Annotated in this window: 20 protein-coding genes and 2 pseudogenes; 13 read left to right on the top strand and 9 right to left on the bottom strand. The window is 68.6% G+C overall.

From position 1 onward, the window contains the following. The first annotated feature begins 1,869 nt into the window (after positions 1-1,869). From AB0E07_RS34270 to AB0E07_RS34240, 7 genes are all read left to right on the top strand, one after another. Positions 1,870-2,736, top strand: a complete 867-nt coding sequence (locus AB0E07_RS34270; RefSeq protein ID WP_362260857.1) for a hypothetical protein — start codon at positions 1,870-1,872, stop codon at positions 2,734-2,736. A 541-nt stretch (positions 2,737-3,277) separates the two neighbouring features. Beyond that, the gene (locus AB0E07_RS34265) at positions 3,278-4,399 is read left to right on the top strand and encodes a ParB N-terminal domain-containing protein (protein ID WP_362260839.1); all 1,122 of its coding nucleotides are present in this window, start codon (positions 3,278-3,280) and stop codon (positions 4,397-4,399) included. Continuing rightward, a complete protein-coding gene (locus AB0E07_RS34260; RefSeq protein ID WP_362260837.1) occupies positions 4,345-4,770 on the top strand; it encodes a hypothetical protein in 426 nt (141 codons plus the stop codon). Before AB0E07_RS34265 ends, AB0E07_RS34260 begins: the two co-directional genes overlap by 55 nt. 143 nt (positions 4,771-4,913) lie before the next feature. Further along, positions 4,914-5,207: a hypothetical protein gene (locus tag AB0E07_RS34255; RefSeq protein WP_362260835.1), complete on the top strand. Its 294-nt coding sequence runs from the start codon at positions 4,914-4,916 to the stop codon at positions 5,205-5,207. Between the two features lie 113 nt (positions 5,208-5,320). Continuing rightward, on the top strand, positions 5,321-5,647 hold the full coding sequence (locus AB0E07_RS34250; RefSeq protein WP_362260833.1) for a hypothetical protein: 327 nt from the start codon (positions 5,321-5,323) through the stop codon (positions 5,645-5,647). 57 nt (positions 5,648-5,704) lie between these two features. Next, a complete protein-coding gene (locus tag AB0E07_RS34245; protein ID WP_362260831.1) occupies positions 5,705-6,136 on the top strand; it encodes a hypothetical protein in 432 nt (143 codons plus the stop codon). 240 nt (positions 6,137-6,376) lie between these two features. Further along, positions 6,377-6,652 carry a hypothetical protein gene (locus AB0E07_RS34240; protein ID WP_362260828.1) on the top strand — a complete coding sequence of 92 codons (276 nt, stop codon included), beginning with the start codon at positions 6,377-6,379 and terminating at the stop codon, positions 6,650-6,652. A 691-nt stretch (positions 6,653-7,343) separates the two neighbouring features. On the opposite strand, the gene AB0E07_RS34235 is transcribed toward AB0E07_RS34240, so the two are convergent. From AB0E07_RS34235 to AB0E07_RS34225, 3 genes are all read right to left on the bottom strand, one after another. Next, positions 7,344-8,330 carry an alpha/beta hydrolase gene (locus tag AB0E07_RS34235; protein WP_362260826.1) on the bottom strand — a complete coding sequence of 329 codons (987 nt, stop codon included), beginning with the start codon at positions 8,328-8,330 and terminating at the stop codon, positions 7,344-7,346. Positions 8,331-8,559: 229 nt separating this feature from the next. Then, on the bottom strand, positions 8,560-11,403 hold the full coding sequence (locus tag AB0E07_RS34230; protein ID WP_362260824.1) for a tetratricopeptide repeat protein: 2,844 nt from the start codon (positions 11,401-11,403) through the stop codon (positions 8,560-8,562). Between the two features lie 308 nt (positions 11,404-11,711). Next, positions 11,712-12,041, bottom strand: a complete 330-nt coding sequence (locus AB0E07_RS34225; protein WP_362260822.1) for a hypothetical protein — start codon at positions 12,039-12,041, stop codon at positions 11,712-11,714. A gap of 624 nt (positions 12,042-12,665) precedes the next feature. Here AB0E07_RS34225 and AB0E07_RS34220 point away from each other — a divergent pair. The 3 genes from AB0E07_RS34220 (at position 12,666) to AB0E07_RS34210 (ending at position 15,192) form a co-directional block, all read left to right on the top strand. Beyond that, positions 12,666-13,004, top strand: coding sequence for a hypothetical protein (locus tag AB0E07_RS34220; RefSeq protein WP_362260821.1), 339 nt, complete (start codon positions 12,666-12,668; stop codon positions 13,002-13,004). Positions 13,005-13,132: 128 nt separating this feature from the next. After that, on the top strand, positions 13,133-13,837 hold the full coding sequence (locus AB0E07_RS34215) for a hypothetical protein (RefSeq protein WP_362260820.1): 705 nt from the start codon (positions 13,133-13,135) through the stop codon (positions 13,835-13,837). A gap of 440 nt (positions 13,838-14,277) precedes the next feature. Then, the gene (locus AB0E07_RS34210; protein WP_362260818.1) at positions 14,278-15,192 is read left to right on the top strand and encodes a replication-relaxation family protein; all 915 of its coding nucleotides are present in this window, start codon (positions 14,278-14,280) and stop codon (positions 15,190-15,192) included. A 214-nt stretch (positions 15,193-15,406) separates the two neighbouring features. Here the strand turns inward: AB0E07_RS34210 and AB0E07_RS34205 are convergent, their stop codons facing one another. The 3 genes from AB0E07_RS34205 to AB0E07_RS34195 form a co-directional block, all read right to left on the bottom strand. Further along, positions 15,407-15,637, bottom strand: coding sequence for a helix-turn-helix transcriptional regulator (locus AB0E07_RS34205; protein WP_362260816.1), 231 nt, complete (start codon positions 15,635-15,637; stop codon positions 15,407-15,409). Then, positions 15,634-16,212: a Uma2 family endonuclease gene (locus AB0E07_RS34200; RefSeq protein WP_362260814.1), complete on the bottom strand. Its 579-nt coding sequence runs from the start codon at positions 16,210-16,212 to the stop codon at positions 15,634-15,636. Before AB0E07_RS34200 ends, AB0E07_RS34205 begins: the two co-directional genes overlap by 4 nt. A gap of 2,057 nt (positions 16,213-18,269) precedes the next feature. Continuing rightward, positions 18,270-18,629 carry a hypothetical protein gene (locus AB0E07_RS34195; protein WP_362260812.1) on the bottom strand — a complete coding sequence of 120 codons (360 nt, stop codon included), beginning with the start codon at positions 18,627-18,629 and terminating at the stop codon, positions 18,270-18,272. Between the two features lie 533 nt (positions 18,630-19,162). Between AB0E07_RS34195 and AB0E07_RS34190 the strand changes: the two genes are divergently transcribed. After that, positions 19,163-19,642: a hypothetical protein gene (locus tag AB0E07_RS34190; RefSeq protein ID WP_362260810.1), complete on the top strand. Its 480-nt coding sequence runs from the start codon at positions 19,163-19,165 to the stop codon at positions 19,640-19,642. Here AB0E07_RS34190 and AB0E07_RS34185 read toward each other — a convergent pair. The 3 genes and pseudogenes from AB0E07_RS34185 to AB0E07_RS34175 all read right to left on the bottom strand — a co-directional run. After that, positions 19,612-19,869: pseudogene (locus AB0E07_RS34185) on the bottom strand (IS30 family transposase); the annotation flags it as partial. The gene AB0E07_RS34190 and the pseudogene AB0E07_RS34185 sit on opposite strands and share 31 nt — an antisense overlap. Next, positions 19,799-20,536: an IS3 family transposase gene (locus tag AB0E07_RS34180; RefSeq protein ID WP_362260855.1), complete on the bottom strand. Its 738-nt coding sequence runs from the start codon at positions 20,534-20,536 to the stop codon at positions 19,799-19,801. The gene AB0E07_RS34180 and the pseudogene AB0E07_RS34185, both read right to left, overlap by 71 nt. 5 nt (positions 20,537-20,541) lie before the next feature. After that, positions 20,542-20,868 carry a transposase gene (locus AB0E07_RS34175; RefSeq protein WP_362260808.1) on the bottom strand — a complete coding sequence of 109 codons (327 nt, stop codon included), beginning with the start codon at positions 20,866-20,868 and terminating at the stop codon, positions 20,542-20,544. 51 nt (positions 20,869-20,919) lie between these two features. On the opposite strand from AB0E07_RS34175, the pseudogene AB0E07_RS34170 reads away from it, so the two are divergent. Together AB0E07_RS34170 and AB0E07_RS34165 are read left to right on the top strand one after the other, a co-directional pair. Beyond that, positions 20,920-21,270 (top strand): annotated as a pseudogene (locus tag AB0E07_RS34170) (tyrosine-type recombinase/integrase); the annotation flags it as partial. 122 nt (positions 21,271-21,392) lie between these two features. Then, complete coding sequence (locus AB0E07_RS34165; protein ID WP_362260806.1) at positions 21,393-22,079, top strand: hypothetical protein; 687 nt, start codon at positions 21,393-21,395, stop codon at positions 22,077-22,079. The last annotated feature ends 2 nt before the right edge of the window (positions 22,080-22,081 follow it).

Below are 22,081 nucleotides of genomic sequence, written 5' to 3'. Positions count from 1 at the left end.
ATTATGCATGATGAATGCAACATCGGACTCAATCCGTCGCCCTGTCGGTGCATATACATGCCGAACGGGGCATCGGCAACGAGGGCAAAAATCGGCAAGTTCTGCCGTTGGCGGAGCAATCTCCCTGAGTACGGGGTTCTGCCAGATGTAAGCGGCGCTCAGCACCGCATCCAGGGCGCCTCCCGGACCGCCTTCGATACCGTGAAACTTCTGGCCCAGGCATCGCCTGTCGTGTGCACCCTCTGAGCCCTCAATTCGGTGCCCATCGCCACCGATCCGGCGATCACAGAGAGGGCAACGAAACTCTCGACCTACCGAGGGGACTCCCCCTGCAGCATACGAGAAGAGCTGCGCATCCTGCGATGGCCATTGACCGGAAACCTCACTCATTGCGCCCCCTCATCAAGTGTGTGACCTTAAAGACTTCCAAGCATTACGCGTCAATGAGCCCAGTTCCCAACTGGCGCCCGCGACAGCAAACCCCACCGCGACCCACCGGGTCACAGCGTGCTCGGGAGAAACCCCGCCCGGAGGTGCGAGGATTCCTATAATTCCGTACCCCAACATAACAATTCCGGCGTTATATACGAAAGCTGCACGACGCGCAAACTTAGCCCATTTCGAGAAGTCCTCCCTTTGCTCTTCTTGTAGGACTTCCATGGCGGGCGCCAACTCGCCGTCCCACCAGTCAGACAGCTCGGCGGGACTGTACAGGTATTGACGTCCATGAAATGCCAGTTGAATACTGGAGATCAAGAGGATCGAAGAGAGCGTCAAGAGTGTCACGCCCGGCCCGGGCCAGCGAAATTTGTCTCCATCCGTCACCAGAACTCCGACGGCGGCCAAGGCCACACCAGCCAACAAGGGAGCCGCAACGAAGTAGGCCTGGTCCACGGCCTGTGGGCTGCCTATGCGAGAGGGGCGACTCCAGCCAGGAGACGTTCCAGTCAGCGCCCCTCACCAACTCTCGACAGATGGCCAATAAACGCGATCCGCGGGGTGCCGGCGCGTGCCCCTAGCTCAACGCGTCCTACCCATTCCTGACACCACTTCAAACGGCGAACAACTGATCGCATCAACGCCGTTGCGGGTCCTGATGTGGAATCACACGCACGACCACGTACGTTCAACCGTGGCCGCCAAACCGGCAATTACAATGAGTTACCAATGAGTCATTCCCAACCTCACGCTGATGAAGGACGAGGATGGTCTTCAAGACGTCTGCGATGCGGTTGGTGCTGCAGCGGAGGTTGCCAAGGAGGCGCCAGCTCTGAGGGTGGCCATGGCCTGCACGCCGAGGCCGCCGAACTGGCCGCCCAACTCGCCGCCCGGCAGCAGGAGGAGGCCGGCGCCCGCGGCGCAGTCACCGAAGCCGTAGCCGACGCATTCCCCGGCGCCCGCATCGAGGAGCAGTGCCGGCTTACCCGGATCATCTGGCAGCACGATGCCCGCCCGGGCAACAGGGCCCCGTCCAAGTGCAGCGTGTGCGTAATCGCCGGAGCCTGTGGGGAGTCGGTGACTGCCGACGCCTCCGGCCGCCCTGCCCGGGTGATCTCCATGCTGGCTGCGTTCACCCCGTCCACGCGGGAGTGAACGGCCAGGTCAGAGGCGGGTTCGCAACCCTCCAAACATCACTATTATTGAACTTGTGAAGCGGGGGTGACCTTCCCCGCAGGGACCGCCACCCCCGACGACCGGCCAGCCCGAACGGACCGCTCCTGCCACCCGCCCACGCAGGGGCGGGCCGCTCAACTCGCCCACGAGAAAGGCGTGCACGTGACCAACACACCCCCGCCCTCCGAGTGCAGCCCGAACGAGCCCGACGCCGAACGATCACGCACAGACGCGGCACGTACCGGCCGCCAGACGATGCGCCGCGTCCTGCGCCGCGAAATCTCGGGCACCATCGGGCTGCTCACCGATGAGCACGACTTCCGCGCCATGCGGCACTACCGCAGCTTCCCCTTCGACGACTACGCGACCTACCTGGCCGGGGTTGAGGACCTTCTCCAGGCCCGCGCGTCGCAGGGCATGCACACCATGCTCGTCCTCTTCGACCCCGAGGAGTACGCCGATTTCTGCGCCGCCACCGGCCTCGACCCCGATGGCCCTGCCAGCCGCACCCGCTTCACCGCGGAAATGGCCTTCACGAGCGCGGCCATTGCGTACGACGGCGAGCCCCTGGCCGAGCTCGTCCCGGTCCTGGTCGACGAGGCAGTTTGCACGGCCACCTGGGAGTACGCCTCCGCGCTCCTGGCCCGCCTCGGCTCCTGCGCCGCCTGCGGACAGGACGTCGGCCAAGAGGCATTCGCCCGCGCCCGGGACGTCCTCGCCCAAATCCTCGACACGGCCGACCCCGGCCACCGGCACCTGGTCTGCAGCGTCTCGGCAACGCCGGAGACGCTGGTCTCCGTCCTGCACGCGGACACGGACGCCGACGGTGCTACCCACCTGGACGACACCGAGGCACTCGAATTCACCACGGTACTCGCCGCCGGTCTCGCGGCCCCGCCCGGCGCACTCGTCATGCGGACCCGCAGCCCAGGCGCCCCGGACCGCGTCTACGGCTGGCGTCTGCGAGCGGGAGCCCTCGAACCCCTCACAGCCTCAGAAGTCTTCGACGCCTACTGCACCGACCACGACTCCGGCGATCCCATCCCCCCGGAACCGGACGTCGACTACTGCGCCCCGCCCGACCTCGGCCCGGACGGACCAACGCCGGGACACCACCACTGAACGAGCCGGGCCACCGCCGGCATCCCGCCCGCCAGGGCGGCGGCCCCGGTTCCAAGGAACCTTCGAACGCTGCGCCGCACCCCGCGCACGGCACGCCTCCGGATTCCCGCAACGCCGTTCAACGCCGGGATCGCGGCGCTGCCACCGCGCGCGAGGCCCCCGGCACCGACGTCACCACCGGGTAAGCCATCGTCTGCAACCGCAGCCGCGTCACCACCACCGTCGCCCCCTACCGGCTCGCGGCACTGGACCCGCCCGGGCACGAAGACGTCCTGCGCATCCACCTGCCAACCCGCCAGGTCACCCGCGTGGAACCCTGACCGCCGATCCGTGTGGGCGCTGCGGCGCCCGTACTCCACGCCAGCCCGGCGGCCGAACGGACGTCGCACACACGGGATTTCAAGAGGGAACGCAGCACGCCCGGCCGGATTTTGCGCAGGTCAGCGGGTATCTAGCCCTCACTCCATTCCGAACTATTATTTGTAATACAGGGAGTTGGTTCCCGCCAACTCGCCGATGAGGCAAGGAGAAGGAGAGCCGCATGACCACCGCCGTCCCGACCCCGGCCGACAAGAGCGACGCCCACGAGGAGGCCGCACCGCAGGTCGTCAGGCTCGACCCGGCGCTGCTGGTGCGCGACGAGTGCAACGCGCGCGAGCACGACACCGAGCCGGACGAGAAGCTCATCGTCTCCGTCACGGAACTCGGCGTCGAGGAGCCGATCAGCGTCCGGCCCCGGCCCGCGGGGACCTACGGCGTCTTCAAGGGTTGGCGGCGCGCCCAGGCGGCGCAGGCCGCGAACGCCGCCGCCGTACGGGACGGCCGCCCCGTACGCCTGGTCAAGGCATACGTGCGGGAGGACCTGGTCGGCCGCGACGGCTGGACCCGGTTTCTGTCCCTGGTCGAGAACGACCACCGCGAAGGCATGAGCGAGCGGGACACGCTCCGGGCCCAGGAACTCGCCCTGATCGACATGACCGACATCGACCGGCGCACGGCCGCCAAGGCCCTCGGTGTGGGCCGCAACGCGGCCCGGCAGGCGAAGGCGGCGCAGAAGCTCAACGACGCCACCCTGCGCCGTACGACGGCGGCGGGCATGGACCTGGAGCAGACCGCCCAGCTCGCCGAGGTCGCAGGCCTGCGCGGTGCGGAGGACCGGCTCATGCGAGCGCTCTCACGCGACCACGCCGAGCACAAGGGCGGGCGCGGCCACTGGGACCAGGAGATGGCCCTGCTGCGCGCCGAGCAGGCCGACGCCGAGACCCGTGCAAGGGCCGAGCAGGAGCTGAGGGCGGCGGACATCCCCCTGCTCGGCCGGATGCCGTCCTGCGAGAAAAACCCGTCCCGTCCCCTGGCGGAACTCACCAGCGGGCTGGGCAACCCGCTGACCGAGGACAACCACAAGAACTGCCCCGGTCACAGCGCTCGCCTCGACGACGAGCACCGGCCCCTGTGGCACTGCGCCGACCCGGCCCGCTACGGCCACAAGGCCCGGCCGCAGCCGAAGAAGCCCAAGACCGAGGAGGACGAGCACAAGGCCGAGGAACGGGCCCGGATCGTGGCGTGCAACCGGGCCTGGAAAGCCGCCGCCGGGCCGTCAAGCGGCTGGTGCGCGCCAGGACCCTGCCCGACAAGGCCCGGCTCTTCGCCCAGCAGATCCTGATGGACCTGCCCCGCCTCTACGGCAAGTGGGCGGACAAGCAGCGCACCCAGACCGTGGCACTGCTGCTCGGAGCGAAAGACCCCGCAAACGACTCGGCCTGCGAGACCGCCGCCGGCTTCCCCAAGAACCGTCTGGCCAACCTGCTGTTCGCCCACGTCGCCGCCGCGTTCGAGGACACCATCCGCGAGCCCAAGCAATTCGACGCAGCCCGGATGACACACATCTACCTGTGGGAGTCCCCCGACCGGCTCCACGCCTCCTACCTGCTCCTCCTGGAAACCCTCGGCCAGGCCGACGACGGCAGCTACCAGCTGTCCGAAGTCGAGCAGCAGGCCATCGCCAGCCACAGGCCCGAGACGGCCGACGCCTGACCGTCCTCCCCACCGCTCACCACCCAGCCGGGCCCCGTGCCCGGCCGGTCGCCACCCCTCCACGCGAAGAGGCAACCGAGCGCGCCCGTCACCGTCGACGAGGTCCGCTACGGCAGTCGCCCGACGCGGCAGCCGTCGCCCAGGTGCAGAAGGCCGCCGCCCCGCAGCGGCTTCGCGCCATCGGCCAGGCCGCGTCCGCTCACATCCAGCCGGAGCGCAGGGCACGGGTCACCCCCGCGCTGCGCTCAAAGCCACTCGGCCTGACGGGCACCGTGCAGGAACGCAACCGTTCCAGCAGCCGTGCGGGCTTCCTCCGCAACAAGGAATCCACCCGGCAGTTGCACGCCCACCCCCGCAACAGCCACCACCGCATCCCGGAGAACGTCCGCGCTTCGGGTTCCCCGGCAACAGCGTCCCGGTCTGCTGCCCGGAGCTGATCGAGGACTGACCCGCGTGCCTGCCTCGCGCCGCCCTGCGCGGCGCAGCGCAGTACCTCCCCCGTCTGACACGCCGCGCGATCTTGTCGCCGGCCTCCGTGCGAAAGGCCGTCATGCCCGAGAACCAGCACGCTACGCCACCCGACGTCGGCGTCTCCGACCGTCCTGTGACGCTGGCCGTGCTGCGCCAGCTGCTCCGCACCGACTGGCGCGGCCTGCCCGGCAGCACGCTGATCGTGCTGTCCCGCGACGTCGAGGGCAACGCCTACTCACCGTTCGCCAGCTACAGCCGATCCCGGTACGCACCGACCTACGACGACTTCACCGGCGAGATCTTCCCGCTGCCGGACGAGCTGGAGAAGGACAAGGAGCTGCGCGAACTGTTCACCGACATCCCCGACAGCGCCGTCCCGGCCCTGGTGCTCTACCCGCTCGGCTGACCGGACCCGCGCGGCGGGACAGCCCGTCCGCCTGTCCCGCCCCCTCACGAAAGCGACGTGTCACCCACCATGTCCGCCCCCGCACAGGCCTTCGAAGAGAAACCCCGCCACCCGGTGCTCGTCATCAGCGACCGCCCCCACCACGACCCGATCGGGCTGCTGCCGTGCCCGGTCCCCTTCAAGCACTCGCCCTCAACCCTGTTCACCTCCGCAGAGTTCCACAACGCCCCGCTCGTCCTCTTGGACGACCGCAGCTACAGCAGCTTCACACTCCGTCACATGCCCCACCGCCAAGGCCTGATCGTGGCCGCCGCCGACCCCGACGACGCAACGGCCTACCCCCGGGCCGCGGCCATCGGCGCCGAAGCCGTCCTGCACGCCGGCCAAGACCTGGCCTGGCTCCACCTGCGCCTCCACGCCGCCACCGACTGCCACTACACCCGCTGGGAAACACTCCTGCCCGGCCCGCCCCCACCAGAGGACGGCTGACACCCGGCCCCGGCCGCTCCCAGCCACCCTGATGCCCATCCCGAATTTTCCTCAGAGCTACTCTTCGTCCCAGTTGGTTCACGGAGTGAACCAACTGGGGAACGTGGGGAGCGAGCGCGGGCGGGACGTGGCTGCTCTTCGACGGGTGTCAGAGCTGTGGGGGATGATCGGGCCATGCTTCAAGCGAGAGACGAGCACGGTCGTCAGGTGAGGAATCCGGGGCCCACGGCCTTGAGTCGGATGGTGGCGAACCTCGGCCGGGGCAACGCCTTCGTGATCGTCGAGCGAGTCGACGATGAGGCCGCCGGTGACTGGTATGCGCAGGTGTGGCTGAGGGACGACAACACCTATCAGCTGGAGTTCCGTGACGGGACGGCGGCAGAGCACTACCAGACCCGGACGATCTCCCAGGACAAGGTGATTACCGCACTGGGCGGCTGGGCCAAAGGGCGCCCGGATTGGAAGGACGCCTTCATGTGGAACAACATCGGCGCCTCGTTCGGAAACGCCGGCTGACCCTGCCGCCATCGGGGGCCGACAAGGTCAGTGACGTGCGGTCGCTCAGCTGCGACGCAGTGCGTGAGCATCCACGTCTTCCTCCCAGGTGAGCATCCAGGGCCCTTCAACAGCCCGAACTCCGTGCTCACGCAGGCTCTCCAGAACACGCCGAGACCAGTTCGACACGCCGGGAAGATCACGCAATGGGTGGGGAGATCACCTGAGCAGGTTTGGCCATCTGAAGAGCGACACCTGGGGAGGTTCAAAGAGCGCCATCAACCTCCCGCGGTCCGAAGGAAGTCACCGATGCACCCGATCCCCCAACACCGAGCGCGCCGACCAGCAAGAGGCGACCGCCGACGGGCGGGCCGGTGGCGCCAAGGGGGGCCTCTGATCCACCGCGGCCACACGGCATTCGGCAGTCCCGACGCCGAGCGGACTCGAAACAACGCAGCGCTACGGCCGGGTCAGCAGCCCCGCCACCGGGAGGCCGCCGTGAGCAGAGCCTCTCTCCAGATCGACCCGGCCAACGCACTCAAGCGCAACACCCGACGGCAAACCCCAGTCCGGCAGTTGGAAATGCAGCCTTCCGCAGTCATTGGTGACTCCGCATGGCCTCTGGCCTCGGCATCCCAGTCGACCTCGACCAGATGCCTCGCCGCCGCCCACCCCGAACGGACCGCCGAGCCTCCCAGGCAGCCCGTCTGGTTCAGCCCTGGAGGGTGGCGAGCCAGTCGGTCAGCAGGCGGTTGACCTCGTCGGGGCGCTCCTGCTGGATCCAGTGGCCGCAGCCGTCCAAGAGGTGGGTGCCCGACAGGCCGGGGAGGGTGGTGGGGTAGGCGTCAATGGCGTCAGACATCCAGGTGGTGGATGCGTCCAGGGCGCCGCCGATGAACAGGGACGGCTGCTTGATGGGGGCCCCGCGGTGCGGGGCGAGGTCTTCCCAGTCCCGGTCCATGTTGCGGTAGCGGTTGAGTGCGCCGGTGATCCCGGTGCGCTCGAACTCCCCGGCGTAGACGTCGAGGTCGTCCTCGCTCAGCCACGCGGGCAGCGATCCGGCAGGGAAGCGGTCGCACAGCCGGCCGCCGCGGGCGACGAAGTGCGGGTCGGGCTCGCCGGGGGCGGGCATGGTGTCGGCGGACAGGGCCGCGTAGAAGCCCGCGAGCCAGCCCCGGACGTCGGGCTCGATTTCCGCCTCGGCGCGGCCGGGCTCCTGGAAGTAGGAGACGTAGAACTCCTGCCCGGGGCCGCCGATCCGGCCGAAGATGTCGGTGGGGCGGGGGCCGCCGGGCGGGGCGTAGGGGACGCTCAGCAGGCCGACGGCGCGGAAGACCTCGGGGTGGAGCAGGGCGGAGGCGGCGGCGATGTTGGAGCCCCAGTCGTGGCCGACGACCACCGCGTTCTCCTCGCCGAGGGCGCGCACGACGGCGGCGTTGTCCTCCACCAGGTCAAGCATCCGGTAGGCGTCGGCCGCCTCCGGCTTGGAGGAGCGGCCGTAGCCGCGCACGTCGATCGCCACCGCCCGGTAACCGGCCGCGGCAAGCGCGGGGAGCTGGCGGCGCCAGGAGTACCAGGACTCGGGGAAGCCGTGCACGAGCAGGACCAGCGGGCCGGTGCCCTGCTCGACCAGGTGCAGGCGCCCGGCCGGGGCCTCGACGGTGCGGTGGCGGAGCGCGGCGGTCGGTTCGGGCTGCATGGGCTTCTCCTCGGATCGCGGGCTGACGCGGCTGCCCATCGATCATGCGGCGCGGCACCCTCCCGACGCGATCAGCCTTGCCATTCTGGCAATCTCGCAGGACAGAGCGGTGGAGCGGCACGGATAGAGGGAGCGGGAAGGGTGGCAATCGACGACGTCGACGGCATGCTGGCCGCGTTGGGATCCCGGTTGCGGGCCGCGCGCGAGCACCACGGCGCGACCCGACCGGTCATTTGTGAGAATTCATGACGGCATTCGGGTTGTCGAGTTCGTCGAGTTGCCGTTGGACGCGCTGGGCGTCGGTGTCGCGGCCTTGCTCCTGATACAGGTCCAAAGCTTCCCGCCATACCGCCCGGGCCTGGTCGTGTTGTCCGAGGGCGGTGTACGGATGGCCGACACCGTCGAGGGTGTCCGCGACTTGGTATGTATGGCTGAGAGTGCGCCTCAAAGTGAGGGCCTGGTGGTAGTGGTCGAGGGCCTGTCGGTGCTCGCCCGTGCGGTGGGCGATGAAGCCGAGGCTGTCCAGTGTGGCTGCCTCGCCTGTGTAGTTGCGGCTGTCTCGATGCAAGGTGAGGGCGGCGCTGCAGTATTCGCGAGCGGTGTCGAAGTCGCCAAGGCGCGCGGAGTACCAGCCCACCTGATTGAGCGTCTCGGCTTCTCCTGTCGATTGGCCGAGGGTGCGATAGAGGGCGAGGGCGTGTCGGGCGTGGTCCAGGGCCTGCTGGTCCTCGCCCCGGAGCTCCCAGGCGGCCGCGAGGACCCGGTGAGTGTGGGCCTGTTCGGTGAGGTCGTGGTGGCACACGGCCAGTTCGAGGGCCCGGTCCAGGTGTCCAGTGGTTTCCTCGTGGCGGCCCAGTCTGGAGTACGCGCGGCCGAGGAATCGGTAGGTGCGGCTGCCGATATCGGGATCGGGTAGGTGAGCGGCGGCGTCCAGCGCGGCCTGCCACGAGGAGAGCGCGTCGCGCCGGTGTCCCCGCCGGTAGTGGAACGTTTCGAGCGCCCAGGCGAGGTGCCAGACGGCGCGGTGGCGGCCGAGGGTGGCGGTGGTGCGCTGGGTGGCGAGGAGGGTGGCGTGTTCGGCCTCCAGCCAGGCGAACGCGGCCGCGGCATTGGGCAGCGGCTGCGGGTGGACGCCAGGTGCGGGCGGCTCGGGCTGCGCGGGCTGGCGGTGGGGATTGAGGAGGCGGTCGGCGGCGTGGGCGGTGTGCAGATGGAAGTCGGTCACCCGGACCAGGGCCGGCTGCCGCACGTCGTCGGGCAGATCGCGGGCGGCGGTGGCGGCGTAGTCGCGGACCAGGTCGTGCATGAAGTAGCGGTCGCCCGGACGCCGTTCGACCAAAGACGCCTCCTCTAACGCGGACAATGCCCTGCGGACACGAGCCGGGGCCAGGGCCGTGAGAGAGACGACGGCTGGCAGGGTGGCATCAGGTCCGGGGGCGATGCCGAGCAGCCCGAACAAGGTGCGTTGCTCGTCCGCGAGGTGGTGCAGGGACCAGGACAGGACGGTGGGCAGGCTGGACTCGGGGTCGTCGGAGTCCAGCGCGTCGAGGCCGAGGTCGCGCAGTTCGGCGACGAGGTCCTCCAGCAGTTCGGGGTGGGTCCGTAGACGCGCGGTGATCAGGCCGAGCGCCAGCGGGAATCCGCCGCACAGACCGATCAGCTCGGTGATCGGTCCGGTCGTGTCATTGCTGGGGCGGGTGTCCCCGAGGGCTGTGGTGAGCAGGGTGCGGGCTTCGGTGTCGGTGAGCACGTCGACGTGCACGGGGCGGGCGCCATGGCGGGCGATGAGGCTACGGAGCCGGTCGCGGCTGGTGATCAGGACAGTGCAAGTGGTGCCGCCGGGCAGCAGCGGGACGACTTGGTCGGGGGTGGCTGCGTTGTCGAGCAGGATGAGCATCCGCTTGCCGGTGGTGTGGGTGCGGTACAGCGCGGCACGGGCGTCAAGGTCTGAGGGTTGGTGATCGCGGTCAACGCCGAGGGCGGCGAGGAAGTCGGCCAGCACATCGGCGGGGTGGCGCGGCTCGCCCGGGCTGAAACCACGCAGGTCCACCGAGAGTTGTCCGTCAGGGAAGTGGTCCACGTTGCGGTTGGCCCAGGTCAGGGCGAGCCAGGTCTTACCGATACCGCCGGTGCCGCCGATCGCAGAGATCACCGCCGTTGCACCCGCCTCGTGGCCGCCGTGCAGGTCCACCGCACCGTCGGGGGCGGGCAGGAGGCGGTCGAGAGCGGCGAACTGGTCGATGCGGCCGACGAACCCCGCCGGCGCCGCAAGCAGCTGGCGCGGAACCGCACCAGCCGTCATGGCCGATGGTGCCGTGTAGCGGGCCAGCAGTTCCGCGGCGAACGCGGCAGCGTGGCGGGCAGCGACCGGCTGCCAATGAGCGTCGGCGGTCTCCGTCTTGCCGGAGAGCAGATCGGAGATGCCGCGCACGACCAGTGCCTGCACCGTGTCGTTGACGTAGGCGCCGTGCAGGAACCCATAACCCTCCATCTCCACCGCCGCGGCGTCACCACAATGCCGGTCGAGGAACTGTGCAGTGGCCGAGTTCCCATCGGCGACGACCTTGCCGCCTGCCGCGATCGGCCTGACCACCGCCTTCGGCGGCTCCTCGGGTGCGGCGGGCAGGATGCGGTGCTGCCAGGCGTCATCGCGGGCAAGGTGTCCGGCGCGGCGCAGCAGACGGTGTGACGGCGCAGTGGTCTTGATGCGGGGCAGGTAGTCCTCGGCGGTGTCCTTGCCGGATTCGTAGTCGTAGACGGCATCGGCGATCACCACGTCGCCCAGGGCGACATCCTTGCGGCCGCCGGCCACCCCGACGAACAGCACGAGCGTGGGGTGGAACACCGCGATGGCGCGGTCGAGCTCGACGCCGGCCTGGGTGTTCCCGGCACCGGTCTGGGTCAGGGCAACCGTCCAGCGGCCGCGGCCGGTGGAGAAGGCGCCGATCTGATAGATCGTGCCGCGTTCCTCCCGTTCGCCGAACGGGCCCTCAAGGTGCTCACGGACGGCGATGTACTCGATGTCCAGAGCCGTGCAAATCACTACAGTGCCCAGCACACTGTCGCTGCTCATGACCCGCTACCCCTTTGCCTGTACTGACCGTTTCGGCGGCTTCGGCTCTTCTTGCACATCCGGCAGCGCGCGATCGCCTCAATACGGCTGCCACGATGGAATCGTCGGACATGCAGCGAGCCCTGAGGTGACGGCTGACCGTCTCCTGCTGAAGCAAGGATCCCAGCCCGGCGAGACCGAGCCGGGTGGTTCCACACACTGACGCCAGACGAGCATGCAAAGGGGGTGGGCGATGACTCCTTGCAGTCATCCCCCACCGGCCGCTGCGGCTTACCGCCGAAGACCCCGCCACCGGCCTTTAGAATCGTTCACAAGCGTCGCGACAGGACCAACGTGGCTGCCTGCGCCGCAACCTCGGCGAGGTTTCGCGCAGTCGCACCGGGAACGACCTCTTCGATCGGCGCATCAACGAGAGCCTTTCGCGTGATCCGCACCTTGGCCTCCGGGCCATCCGCCAGGAGCCTGAAGGTGACCGACTGCCCTCGCGCGATGTGGCTCGGCTCGATCTCGAACTGGCTCGGCTTCGTCGGCGGGAACACCAGCGACGGAGAGGCGCCGTCGGGGCGGCTCTCGGACGCGAGGAGTGTGACGATCGGGACGCCAAGGTCAATGACGATGGTCTCGTTGTTGTGGAACATCGACACGTCCTCACCCCCTCAGCGCCCTCCTCGCCGGGAGCGAGAACCTCTCCGATCCCATCCCTGCGCCCGGCGTTGGCCAACTCGAACTCCACGATGCGGGGTTCGGTCAGTTGAACTCCAGCGGCGTTCACCGTGATCCGGGAGGTAGCGTACGAGGGAGGAATCAGTGGACTGTTCACCCGAAGCCACCACGTGAGGCGGAGCTTCGGGTTGGCTGACCGGTACGTAACCCAAGCACTGAGCCAGCCGACCAGCAGGGCGATCACGGCTGCGACCACAATCGCCCAGACGTTTACGTTCTCCCACCATTCCCCCGCCACGCTGTTCATGAGGCGAAATTGGAGCACCTCGCGCCTCCGCAGTGAGCCGTCAGGCCACCCGCCTCAGATGAGACCTGAGCCGCACTACCGGGGGACCTGACGGCAAGACACATACAGGGTTCAGGCCGCGGACCCCCGCCGGCCGCGGACAGCTCGGACTCGTAGCGCTACATCGCCTCGCGGCGTTCCCTCGCACACGCAGCCTCGATCACCTCAGCCGTGAATCCCCGCTTCCTCACCAGACGGCCAAGAACCCTCTCGCTCAGGCGCCCGTCCCATCCTGGAAGGCATACTGCTGCTGATGACGACCACCCAGCGCCTCCTCGACCTCGCCGCGGCCGCACCCGCCGCCCACGACGAGGACCTGGTACTGCTCCTGCGCGAAGCGAGCGAGCTGTACCAGCAGGGTTTTACAGACCACCGCGAGATGGTGGCGGCCCGCAGCGCCGGCCTGCCCGGCGGGGATCTGGTGGCGGGCGTGACCGCCGCCGGTATGGCGTGCGATGCCTCCCAGGACAGAGACGAGCTGGTCCTGCTGCTCGCCCTGGCCGAGTGGGAGACGACTCCGGCAGCCCTGGCCTACACGGAGATGGCCCACGACGCCGCTCGCCGCGGTGTGTGCCTGATCCCGCAGGAGTGACTTCTTCCTCGTACCGGCCGGGGAAACCCGGGGCAGCGTACTGGACCCCCACCCCAAACTCCTGCCATTATGTGAGTTGAGGGCCGGGCGGGCCGGCTCACCTCCGACAGGACGGAAGCGGCTCTGCCATGACCTCGCGCCGCGAGCCTCACCTGGCCGACGCTGCCGAGATCGCAGCCGAACAGGGCCTGACCCCGGCACGGATCAGCGGCCTCTACAACAACCGCGCCGAGAACGGCTTCCCCGACATCGCCGGCATGCGCGGCCGTGCCCGCCTGTGGGACCACGCGACAGTCAGCGACTGGTTCGCGAACCGCCCGCCGGCACGCCTGCGCGGGCACACACCGCCCGCCCGGGACCCGCAGGACCTGCTCAACGCCGCTGAGGCCTCGAGGTTCCTCGGCTACAAGAACTCCAACCAGGTCAGCACCTTCGTCCGCGACCACCCCGGGTACTTCCCCGACCCGGACGTCGTCGAAGAACTGGGCACCGCCGAAAACCCCTACCGCCGCAAACTGTGGCGCGTACAGACCCTGCTCGACTGGATGGCCACCCGGCCGGGCCGCGGCAAGCACGCCGGCGCGAAGCGCACCGCCCCCGAACTCCCCGACGTCCCCGCCGACGGCGACCCCGATGAACTCCTCGGAGCCACCCAGGCCGCAGCACTGCTCGGCTTCAAGAGCGTCAACTCCTTCGCCAGCAGCCTCTCCCAGGGCAACCTGCCCCTGCTGGAAACCCCCGACGCGCTCACCGAGAAGGGCGGGCGCCGGCGGTGGACCCGCCGGCGGATCCTCGAACAGGCCGCCCAGCCCCGCGGCAGGAACCGGCAGTAAGCGCCCCTGCGCCCACCACCCCCGCAGACGCGGCATCCGGTTACGGGCCGTTGGCCCCTTGCCGGCCGGGTGCCGCACGATGGCCGGCACGGCACGCCTCGCCACCACACCCCGCAGCAGCCCCCGGCCGCTGCCGGCCGGCCATCGCCGAACCTCTCCTGGAACCCGCTGGGGCCGCCTTCTTCCTGGTTCACCCGCCGGGATTTTGCCGTCAGGCCGGCGAACTCCCCTGCTGTAGGCAGCCGTTCCGGCGCGCGGGCGCGGCCCGTGGTCGGGGCCATGGACGTCAGCAAAGACGCGGAACGGGAAGCTGTTCCCACTTCGTGACCGTGGTCGGGGCTACGTGGTCGGGCCTCCGGTCGGGGCCCGCGGGTTTCCTCAGCAACACACCGAAGCGCTCTCCGCCCGGGGACCGGCACGGCCGCGGAAGGAAACCTCTCATGAGCAGCAGCACGCGAGGCACTCCGGCGACGGAACCGGCCCCGAGTACCGCTGAGCCTCTGGCACACCAGGTGCTGGCCGGGCTCGCGCAGCACCGCATCGCCACCACCGGCCAGCTGCGCCGGATGCTGCGCCCGGACGGCACACGGCAGGTGATGTCCCGCGTCCTGAACAGGCTGCGCTCCGACGGCCTCGCGGACCGCACGGTTCTGCCTGACGCGAACCGGACCCGCACCCAGGCCTGGTACCTCACCCAGGAAGGCGCGCGGCTGACCCGGGACCTGCCCGTCCTGCGGGGACGCCCGCCCTACCCCATCACCTCCACCACGGCAGCGTCGCTGAAGACCCCGCACACACTCGCCGTCGTCCGCGCACACCTTGCCTTCGCCGCGGACGCCCGCCGGCTCGGGCACGAACACGGCCCCTGGGACTGGACCCCCGAGGTGTCCCACTCCATCGGTGAAGGCGAACGGCTCGTCGCCGACGCGGTGATGCACTACACGGCCATCGACAGTGAACACCGGCGGAAGCTGCGCGCGTTCGTGGAACTCGACCGCACCACCATGAGCAGCGAACGCCTCGCCGTGAAACTCATCGAATACGCACGGCTGTTCCAGTACGAAGCCCAGCCCGTCGGCCGGCGCAGACAGGCAACCACAGGCCCCGCATGGCTGCGCCGGTATCCCGTATTCCCCCGTGTGCTCTTCATCCTCACCGGCGCCTCCCGGACCAGACTCGAGAACCGGATCAGCGACCTGCAGGCGATGACCGCCCAGCACCCGCTCGTCGCGGCACTCGCCCAAGAGGTCCCGCTGGGAGCCGCCGTACTCGAAGACCTCGAACAACACGGCCCCACCCAACCCGTATGGACACCCCTCACCGGCGGCACACCACAAGCATGGAGCGAGCTGTAAGGCCACCGGCGCGAGCGATAGCCAACATGCCTCCACACCTCCGACGCATGGGTGACTGCCGAGCTCTGCGGGGCGTTCAGCGGGGCCGTGGACGGCTCCTTGGTCTGGCCGGCCACGTCGTCAGGGGGCCCCTGCTGGAGCAGGCCCAGGCAGCAGCGCAGCCGCGCACCGGACCCGGCCGGCGTCCCATATCCAGTCCCCGCACTACCCCTCGTCAGCACGCCGGCGGGGACGAAACGTGTTCCCCGCCCGCGGTGAAACTCACCGTCAGGCGGCAGTCCAGCGCTGCGGCGATCCGCTCCAACAGGGCAAGGGTGGGAAGGTCTCTGCCCGACTCGATCCGGGAGATCGCCGCCTGCCCGGTCCCGGCCAGCTCGGCAAGCCGCGCCTGGGACATCCCCCGCTGCCTGCGCCAGGACCGCACCAGCTCCGCGGTGTCACTCACAGTCCGGCGTCCGCACCATAACGGGGCAGCCCGGCCGTATCGATCTTCCACCCGGCGACCGTGACCGTGTCCCCGAAAAGGTAATGCTGCCGATTGTCGTAGGCCGGCTCACCGCCGCGCCGGGTGGGTGCCCAGTAATGGACGGCGCTGCCGTCACGGGGATCGACGATCAGGTAGTGCGGGACTCCCATGGCCGGGTAGTCACGGAGCTTGCCCTCGTAGTCATTGGCCGGATTGGACCGCGAGACGATCTCGATGACCAGGTGGGAACGGCGCGGGTCGATGGCGTCACTGTCGCGGGTGGCTTCCTCCTCGTCGATCACGACGAGGTCGGGCACACGCAGGACGCCCAAACTGACGTCCTCCATGTCGGTCTCCACCATCAGCACCAGGTCCGCTGCCAGCTGAGGCTCAAGCTGGGTACGCAGCCGGTGAGCGACCAGCTGGTGCTGCTTCTTCGGACTCATCATCATCAGCAGCTGGCCGTGGCTGATCTCCGGCCAGGCAAGCGGCTCAGGCTTGTCGAAAGCCTCACGGAACTCCCGCAGGTGGCGGTAGATGCTCTGCTCGGTCACTCCCCCACCGTACATGACGAAATCATCATGAGCCTGTGACGGCACACCCCCCACCAGCCCCCAGACACGCACTGCAAAGGCCACACAACGCCCAGGACGCGGGGAGCACAAGAACGGGTTCTTCAGACGGCAAGGAGACAGACCCGCAGCACCTGGTGCAGCTGCGGGACAGGAAGAGTCCGAAACCCTCGTCCACGTCCCCCGCACACTCCTCACCCGCTCCGCTCCCCGCGCCGCGGACGAGAACACCTTCCGTGCCCGGCTCCCCCACCAGCTCACCCACGCTGAAAAGCAGCTGGCAGAAGCCCGCGCCGACACCCGGGCTTCTGCAGGAGACAGCACGCACAAAACTCGCCGGCGTACGGCAGCGCAACCGCCACGACCCACACCGCAAAGCCGCAGACTCCGAACTCGAAGAAGCCCGCAAGGAATGGAAAACCCTCACCGGACACCTACCGCCCCCATAGCCGGCGGGACGCAACGCTCCCCACAGCAGCGCACACGGCCCGCGGGACAGACCACCTGCAGTCCGGGGTCGCGGTACAGACGGCTGCTGCGCCGCCACGGGCAGGACATCAACGGCTGCGCAGGAGCCTGTTGGGCGACGCTGAACAATGCAGACGGGGCGGGCACTGAGGGTGCCGACGAGTGAGGACAGGACCGCCCCGCCGGCGTGGTCCCAGCAGGGCGATCGTGGGCAAGGTGTCGCGCCGGCCGGCAAGGTGCCGGGGTCAGGCACTGTTCAGCGGCTGTTGCCGTCCCCGATCGGGTGGCGCTGTGATCGATTCGTCTACTGTGCTGGTCATCATCAGCAGCACCCTTTTTGTTTCTGTGGGGGCCGGGGAGTGACATTCAGTCCACGTGTTCGACTTTGGGCGAACATCGGTGGCTGCGTCTTCTGGGCGGCGGCCGGCTACCTGTTGGCGACAGAGAATCCCGTCGTTGGAGGCGCATGGTTGTGGCTCGCCTGGATCGGCGCTGCGGTCGGGTTTCTCGGCGCCCTGCGCGGGGCGTATGTGGCAAGCCAGGGATCCCCTACCGAGTGAGCGGGAGCTGACACCCGGTCAGTCGAGGACTACGGTGACGGCGGACTGTGCGGCTTTCTCGTCGACGAGGGATTTCCCGGGCTGAGGAGAACCGGCAGAATTGCCCGGTCCCCTACAACAAGCCGCCGAAAGGCGAGCCGAACCCGTCGATCAGCTCCCGGGCGTTCCACGGCGCGGGGGCAAAACCGCCCGCACAAGCTCCCACAGCGGACACGGACAAGCCGGCCAGAGGCCGAGCGTCTCACGGTACGGTCCACCGTGTGCAGCCGCTGCTGCCGTGGTCGGCTGCCTGCCGGGGCGCGGCCGCTGCGGCCGGGCGTCAGGCGGTCTGCAAACGGGCGAGAAGCTCCGGACTGTTCCGCACGATCTGCTCCTGGGGGCGCTGCCGTCTGCCCGTGGTGAGCTGCGAGGGCGCGGCAGCCGCCCTGTCCGGCTGCGGACGGTAGGCAGTGGGGTTGGCCCGGCTTACGGCAAGGCTGTCGAGTCGTGACCGTGGTCGGCCCTGGTGGCCGGTGGTCCGGTCGGGGCCGGCTGGTGCGCCGCCTTCCTGAGCGCGGCGCCACATCTTGTGGCGCTCTCGAGTACGGCGAGAAGGCAGCTGATGTTGGAGGCGGAGGACGGGGCGCTGCACACTCACCGGACCAGACGGATGCGCAGGGGCTGCCGGATGCCGGATGCGCACCCCGGCCATGAGCCCGACCCTGCCACAATCCCGACCAGCTCTGGGCATGTTGACCGGGACGTGACATGCTCGCTCGGTCGCTTCAACAGGTGCCGCCGGGGCACCCGAGGCCTCCCGGGCCAAACCAGCAGGAGTAAGAGACGGCCAGGCGGCAGCCGTACGCGTGACTCGCGATCGGAGTCCTGAACAGACCCCGCTGGGTCCCGGCCCCTTTCTCCGTGGCCGCTGCCAGATGGTCCTTCGTCACCGACACCCGCCGCCATGACGACCAGCACGGCCACCTCCGGGTGCACCCGGACGGCGCGCCGGGAGGCGCCGTGCGGCTTCCGCTACCTGCGGCTGAGGGTCTGGTACTTCCCGTACGAAGGATCCGCCACAAGACGCCGCATCTCCGGATGCTCCTTCGAACCGCCGAACTCCCACGGATTGCCGTCGCACACGGTGACCGACACCTGCTCCGCTTCCTCGCCGTCCGGGTACACGCCCCACTCGCCGGTGCCGCTGCACTCCGACACCTTGTCGCCTTCGTCATTGAACTCGGCAAGGCCGGTCACCACGACGGTCCCGTCGTCCTTGAAGAGCACAGTCCCGGTACCGCCCTCGGCCCAGGTGCCTACGATCTCGGCCCGAGCCAGCGCCTGCGGCTGCCACATGCACCCCGAGGCCAGCATCAACACCACGACCGCCAAAACCACTCCACGCAACCCCACAGCAACTCGCCCTCGTTCCACACACATGACTCCCCCTCACGCACGCCACACCCCGGGCCGCTTCACACAGCAGATCAACAAGCACCCACGCTGCCACGAAAGTTGAACATGTTCAACTCCGCTCGGTGCGCACTGTGAGTGGGTGCGCTCATGGCAGCCATCCACACCGCATCGAGCGGCGCACCCTGGCCGCTCGCCTCCAGGCAGCTGCCGCGCCGTCACGGAGAAGGGCAGCAGCAGCTGCGCAGCGCTCTGCTCCCACGGGTGCACAGACTTGTAGCCGGCGGGAGCGCAGCCCCGACCACGAACCCGACCACGGGCATGCGCAGCCCCGACCACAAGCCCCACCACACCCGGCCACAGGGGGTATTGCGCACCGGCGCGTTGGGCTGCGCAGTCACTGCGCAGTGACTGCCTCGGAGGGGTACGCAGGGGCTGCTGGCTGCTGCAGACCCCGGCCATGAGCCCGACCACGGGCTTGCGCCCTCCAGGACCATGCCGCCCTCTGGCGCATGGGAGAGATCGGTGCGACCGATGTCGTCACCAGCGCCTGTGATGCGCTCGTCGCCGGCCTCGACAGTCCCGCCCTGCGGATACTGGCCGCGTGCACACGCGCAGAGGCGGATTACGACGTCCACGACCTCCTCCCCCCAGCACTCGACGAACTGGGCCTCACCTTCCACCCAGCAGGCAGCCCTGCCGGACAGGAAGCCGCCGCACGAGCACTTGCCGCCCGAATGCTGGCCGGCGAGTTGACACCACGCGAGTTGGCTTTCCGGATCCACCAGCGCTTCGGGCACGAACCGCCCCTGGCCGCACAACTCGCCAACCTGGACGACGAGTACGACATCCTCGAATACGGCGACAGGACGCCGGCACAGGTCGACGCCGACGTCCTGGCCGAAGCCCGTCGGCTCACCCAGCATCCTCGTGTTACCCACGGATCCACTGACCTGAAGCACACCGAGATCGGCGGCATGCCGCCAGCGTGACGGAACCACCGAGAACCGACGGGCACCGACACCCCGACCGCCAGCGATGCCTCAGCCGTCGTGACGCCCGTGGCGATCAGCCGCCAGAACTGCCGCTGCACCACCCGAGACGGATCAGGCCGGCCAGGCGAGCGCATCGCTGGCCTCAGCGCCCGGTCAGCACGCCACTGCCGCCGAAGTTCCGCGGGCGCATCGCCGGTCTTCCTGCTCCAGTCCTCCGTAGCGATCTTGAACACCTCCGAAATCAAGGTGTTGCGACGACCGGTTGAATCCGCCCTGCGACCCGGCATCGCTGTGATGTATCAACTCGCCTTTCTCGTAGGCATGTTGGTCGCGGTCGCGTTGCCACAGGGCCATCTCGAGGGCGTCCAGGACGAGGCGCGTCTCCTTCGAGGTGGCTGCCGACCAGCCGACGATGCGGCGGGAGAAGGTGTCCACGACGAAGGCCACGTAGACGACGCCGGCGAATGTGGCGACATGGGTGAAATCGGCGACCCAGCAGCGGTTCGGGGCCGGGGCGACGAAGTCACGGTCCACCAGGTCCGGGGCCCGCTGAGCACTCGCATCGGGGATCGTGGTGATCACCTTCTTGCCGCGGACCGCTCCGGTGATGCCAAGGTCGCGCATGAGCCGTTCGACGGTGCAGCGAGCCACCAGAACGTTCTGCCGGTTCAGGTGCCGCCAGATCTTCCGGGCGCCGTAGACACGGTAGTTGGCCTCGTACGCCTGAGTGATCAAGGTCTTCAGTTCGGCGTCACGGACGGTGCGGGCCGAGGGTGCGGCCCGGCGTTTGTGGTGGGCGTAGTAGGTGGACGGTGCGATCTTGCAGTCGTGGTCGGTCAGGACCCGGCAGATCGGCTCGACGCCGCCGAAGCGGTCGTTATGCTCGTCGATGAACGCTACGAGCGTGTGTGTGGCCGGTCGAGCTCGGCCGCGAAGAAAGACGCCGCTGCCTTCAGGATCTCGTTGGCCCGCTTGAGCTCGGCGTTCTCCTTCTTCAGCGCCTTCATTGCCGCGGACTCCTCCGTGGTCGTCCCCGGACGCTGCCCGGAGTCGATCTCGTCCCGCCTGACCCAGTTGCGCAGCGTCTCGGCAGAGCCGATGCCGAGCTTCTGCGCGACCGCCCGCAACGCGGCCGACTCGTTCGGGTAGTCACCACGGACTTCGGTGACCATACGGACCGCTCGTTTACGCAGCTCAGCGGGGTAGGAGGAGGGACGTGCCATGACTCGATCCTTTCATGGAATCGAGTCTCCACCGAACCCGGAACGGTTCACGACGGGCACGTGTTCACTACGGTGCAGGGCAGACCGATCGACCCGACCAACCTCACCCGCGCCTTCACCACGCTCCTCCGCAAGGCTGGCCTGCGCCGCGTCCGCTGCCACGACCTCAGGCATTCGACTGCGACCCTGCTTCTGGAACAGGGCGTCGAACTCGTCGTGATCAAGGAACTCCTCGGCCACGCCCACATCGGCGTCACCGCCACCGTCTACGCCCACGTCCGAATCCGCCTCCAGCGAGACGCCATCAACACCCTCGGCACCGCGCTCGACGGCCGGGAGGCCACCGAGACGGCACGCTCCGACGGCGACGAACCGCCACCCTGCGCCTCACTCGTCCGCTGACGTTGCCGTCAACTACTGCCGTCATGACCCACGGGAGCCCCACATATGGGGCTCCCGTTTTGCTTTAGCGATTTGCCGATCAGTCCCCGTCGACGCCCGGCATGTAGCGCATAATGTCTCACATGAACTCTCTCGCCCCCACGGACAGCCCGGGCCTGCTGCGATTTCTACGGAGGTGGTACGGCGCCCCGAAATCCCCCAATGCGAGACTGCGGGAATCACCTGATGCACCTAGGGAGCTTGTCGAGTGGCATGAAATCTCTGCCCAGTGGGGCGGGGAGATCACTTCACACAACTACGCCATCCCCCTCGCGGAACTCGCAGCAGAAGACGGAAAGATTCCGTTCTGGGTTGAGAACCAAGGAACTTGGGTTTGGGCATTCGATCCAAAAAGTGAAGATTACTTCGTGTACGAGCGAGAGCCGTCCGACGAGCCGACCCCGTGGCGACGGACTGGCGAGCGGCTCTCAGATTTCTTGATTCACGCCACGATCATGGAGGCAATCCTGGGGGCTCCTACGACGAAAGTCGCGCAAGGAGTCTCGGCAGATTGGCTCTGGTCTCGGGAAGGAAGCCATGAGTTTCCCTTCCCTGCGTGGGCCTGGCCGGCCCCCGGTTCGCGCATCCTCTTCGACGAGAGCTGGCTGGCTCTTGTCCACCCGAGCGACGATCCCGACGCAGGTCATGACATCACCCTCGCAGCGAGGGCGCCAGGCGATCTCTCCTGGGCGGAGAATATCCCAGGAATCAAGTGGCGTTCATACTCAGGCGTTCACAACTACACAACCGATGAACCACTGCCCTGGTAGAT

The organism is Streptomyces sp. NPDC048002 (genome assembly GCF_040653275.1).
In the GTDB taxonomy this organism is placed as follows: Bacteria; Actinomycetota; Actinomycetes; order Streptomycetales; family Streptomycetaceae; genus Streptomyces.
This window is presented reverse-complemented; position numbering and strand designations above follow the sequence as displayed.

Coding starts and splice junctions, on each gene's coding strand:
- AB0E07_RS34270 (WP_362260857.1), top strand. CDS start 1,870: ATGCGCCGCGTCCTGCGCCGCGAAATCTCGGGCACCATCGGGCTGCTC.
- AB0E07_RS34265 (WP_362260839.1), top strand. CDS start 3,278: ATGACCACCGCCGTCCCGACCCCGGCCGACAAGAGCGACGCCCACGAG.
- AB0E07_RS34250 (WP_362260833.1), top strand. CDS start 5,321: ATGCCCGAGAACCAGCACGCTACGCCACCCGACGTCGGCGTCTCCGAC.
- AB0E07_RS34240 (WP_362260828.1), top strand. CDS start 6,377: ATGGTGGCGAACCTCGGCCGGGGCAACGCCTTCGTGATCGTCGAGCGA.
- AB0E07_RS34235 (WP_362260826.1), bottom strand. CDS start 8,330: ATGCAGCCCGAACCGACCGCCGCGCTCCGCCACCGCACCGTCGAGGCC.
- AB0E07_RS34230 (WP_362260824.1), bottom strand. CDS start 11,403: ATGAGCAGCGACAGTGTGCTGGGCACTGTAGTGATTTGCACGGCTCTG.
- AB0E07_RS34225 (WP_362260822.1), bottom strand. CDS start 12,041: ATGTTCCACAACAACGAGACCATCGTCATTGACCTTGGCGTCCCGATC.
- AB0E07_RS34220 (WP_362260821.1), top strand. CDS start 12,666: ATGACGACCACCCAGCGCCTCCTCGACCTCGCCGCGGCCGCACCCGCC.
- AB0E07_RS34215 (WP_362260820.1), top strand. CDS start 13,133: ATGACCTCGCGCCGCGAGCCTCACCTGGCCGACGCTGCCGAGATCGCA.
- AB0E07_RS34210 (WP_362260818.1), top strand. CDS start 14,278: ATGAGCAGCAGCACGCGAGGCACTCCGGCGACGGAACCGGCCCCGAGT.
- AB0E07_RS34190 (WP_362260810.1), top strand. CDS start 19,163: ATGGGAGAGATCGGTGCGACCGATGTCGTCACCAGCGCCTGTGATGCG.
- AB0E07_RS34175 (WP_362260808.1), bottom strand. CDS start 20,868: ATGGCACGTCCCTCCTCCTACCCCGCTGAGCTGCGTAAACGAGCGGTC.
- AB0E07_RS34165 (WP_362260806.1), top strand. CDS start 21,393: ATGAACTCTCTCGCCCCCACGGACAGCCCGGGCCTGCTGCGATTTCTA.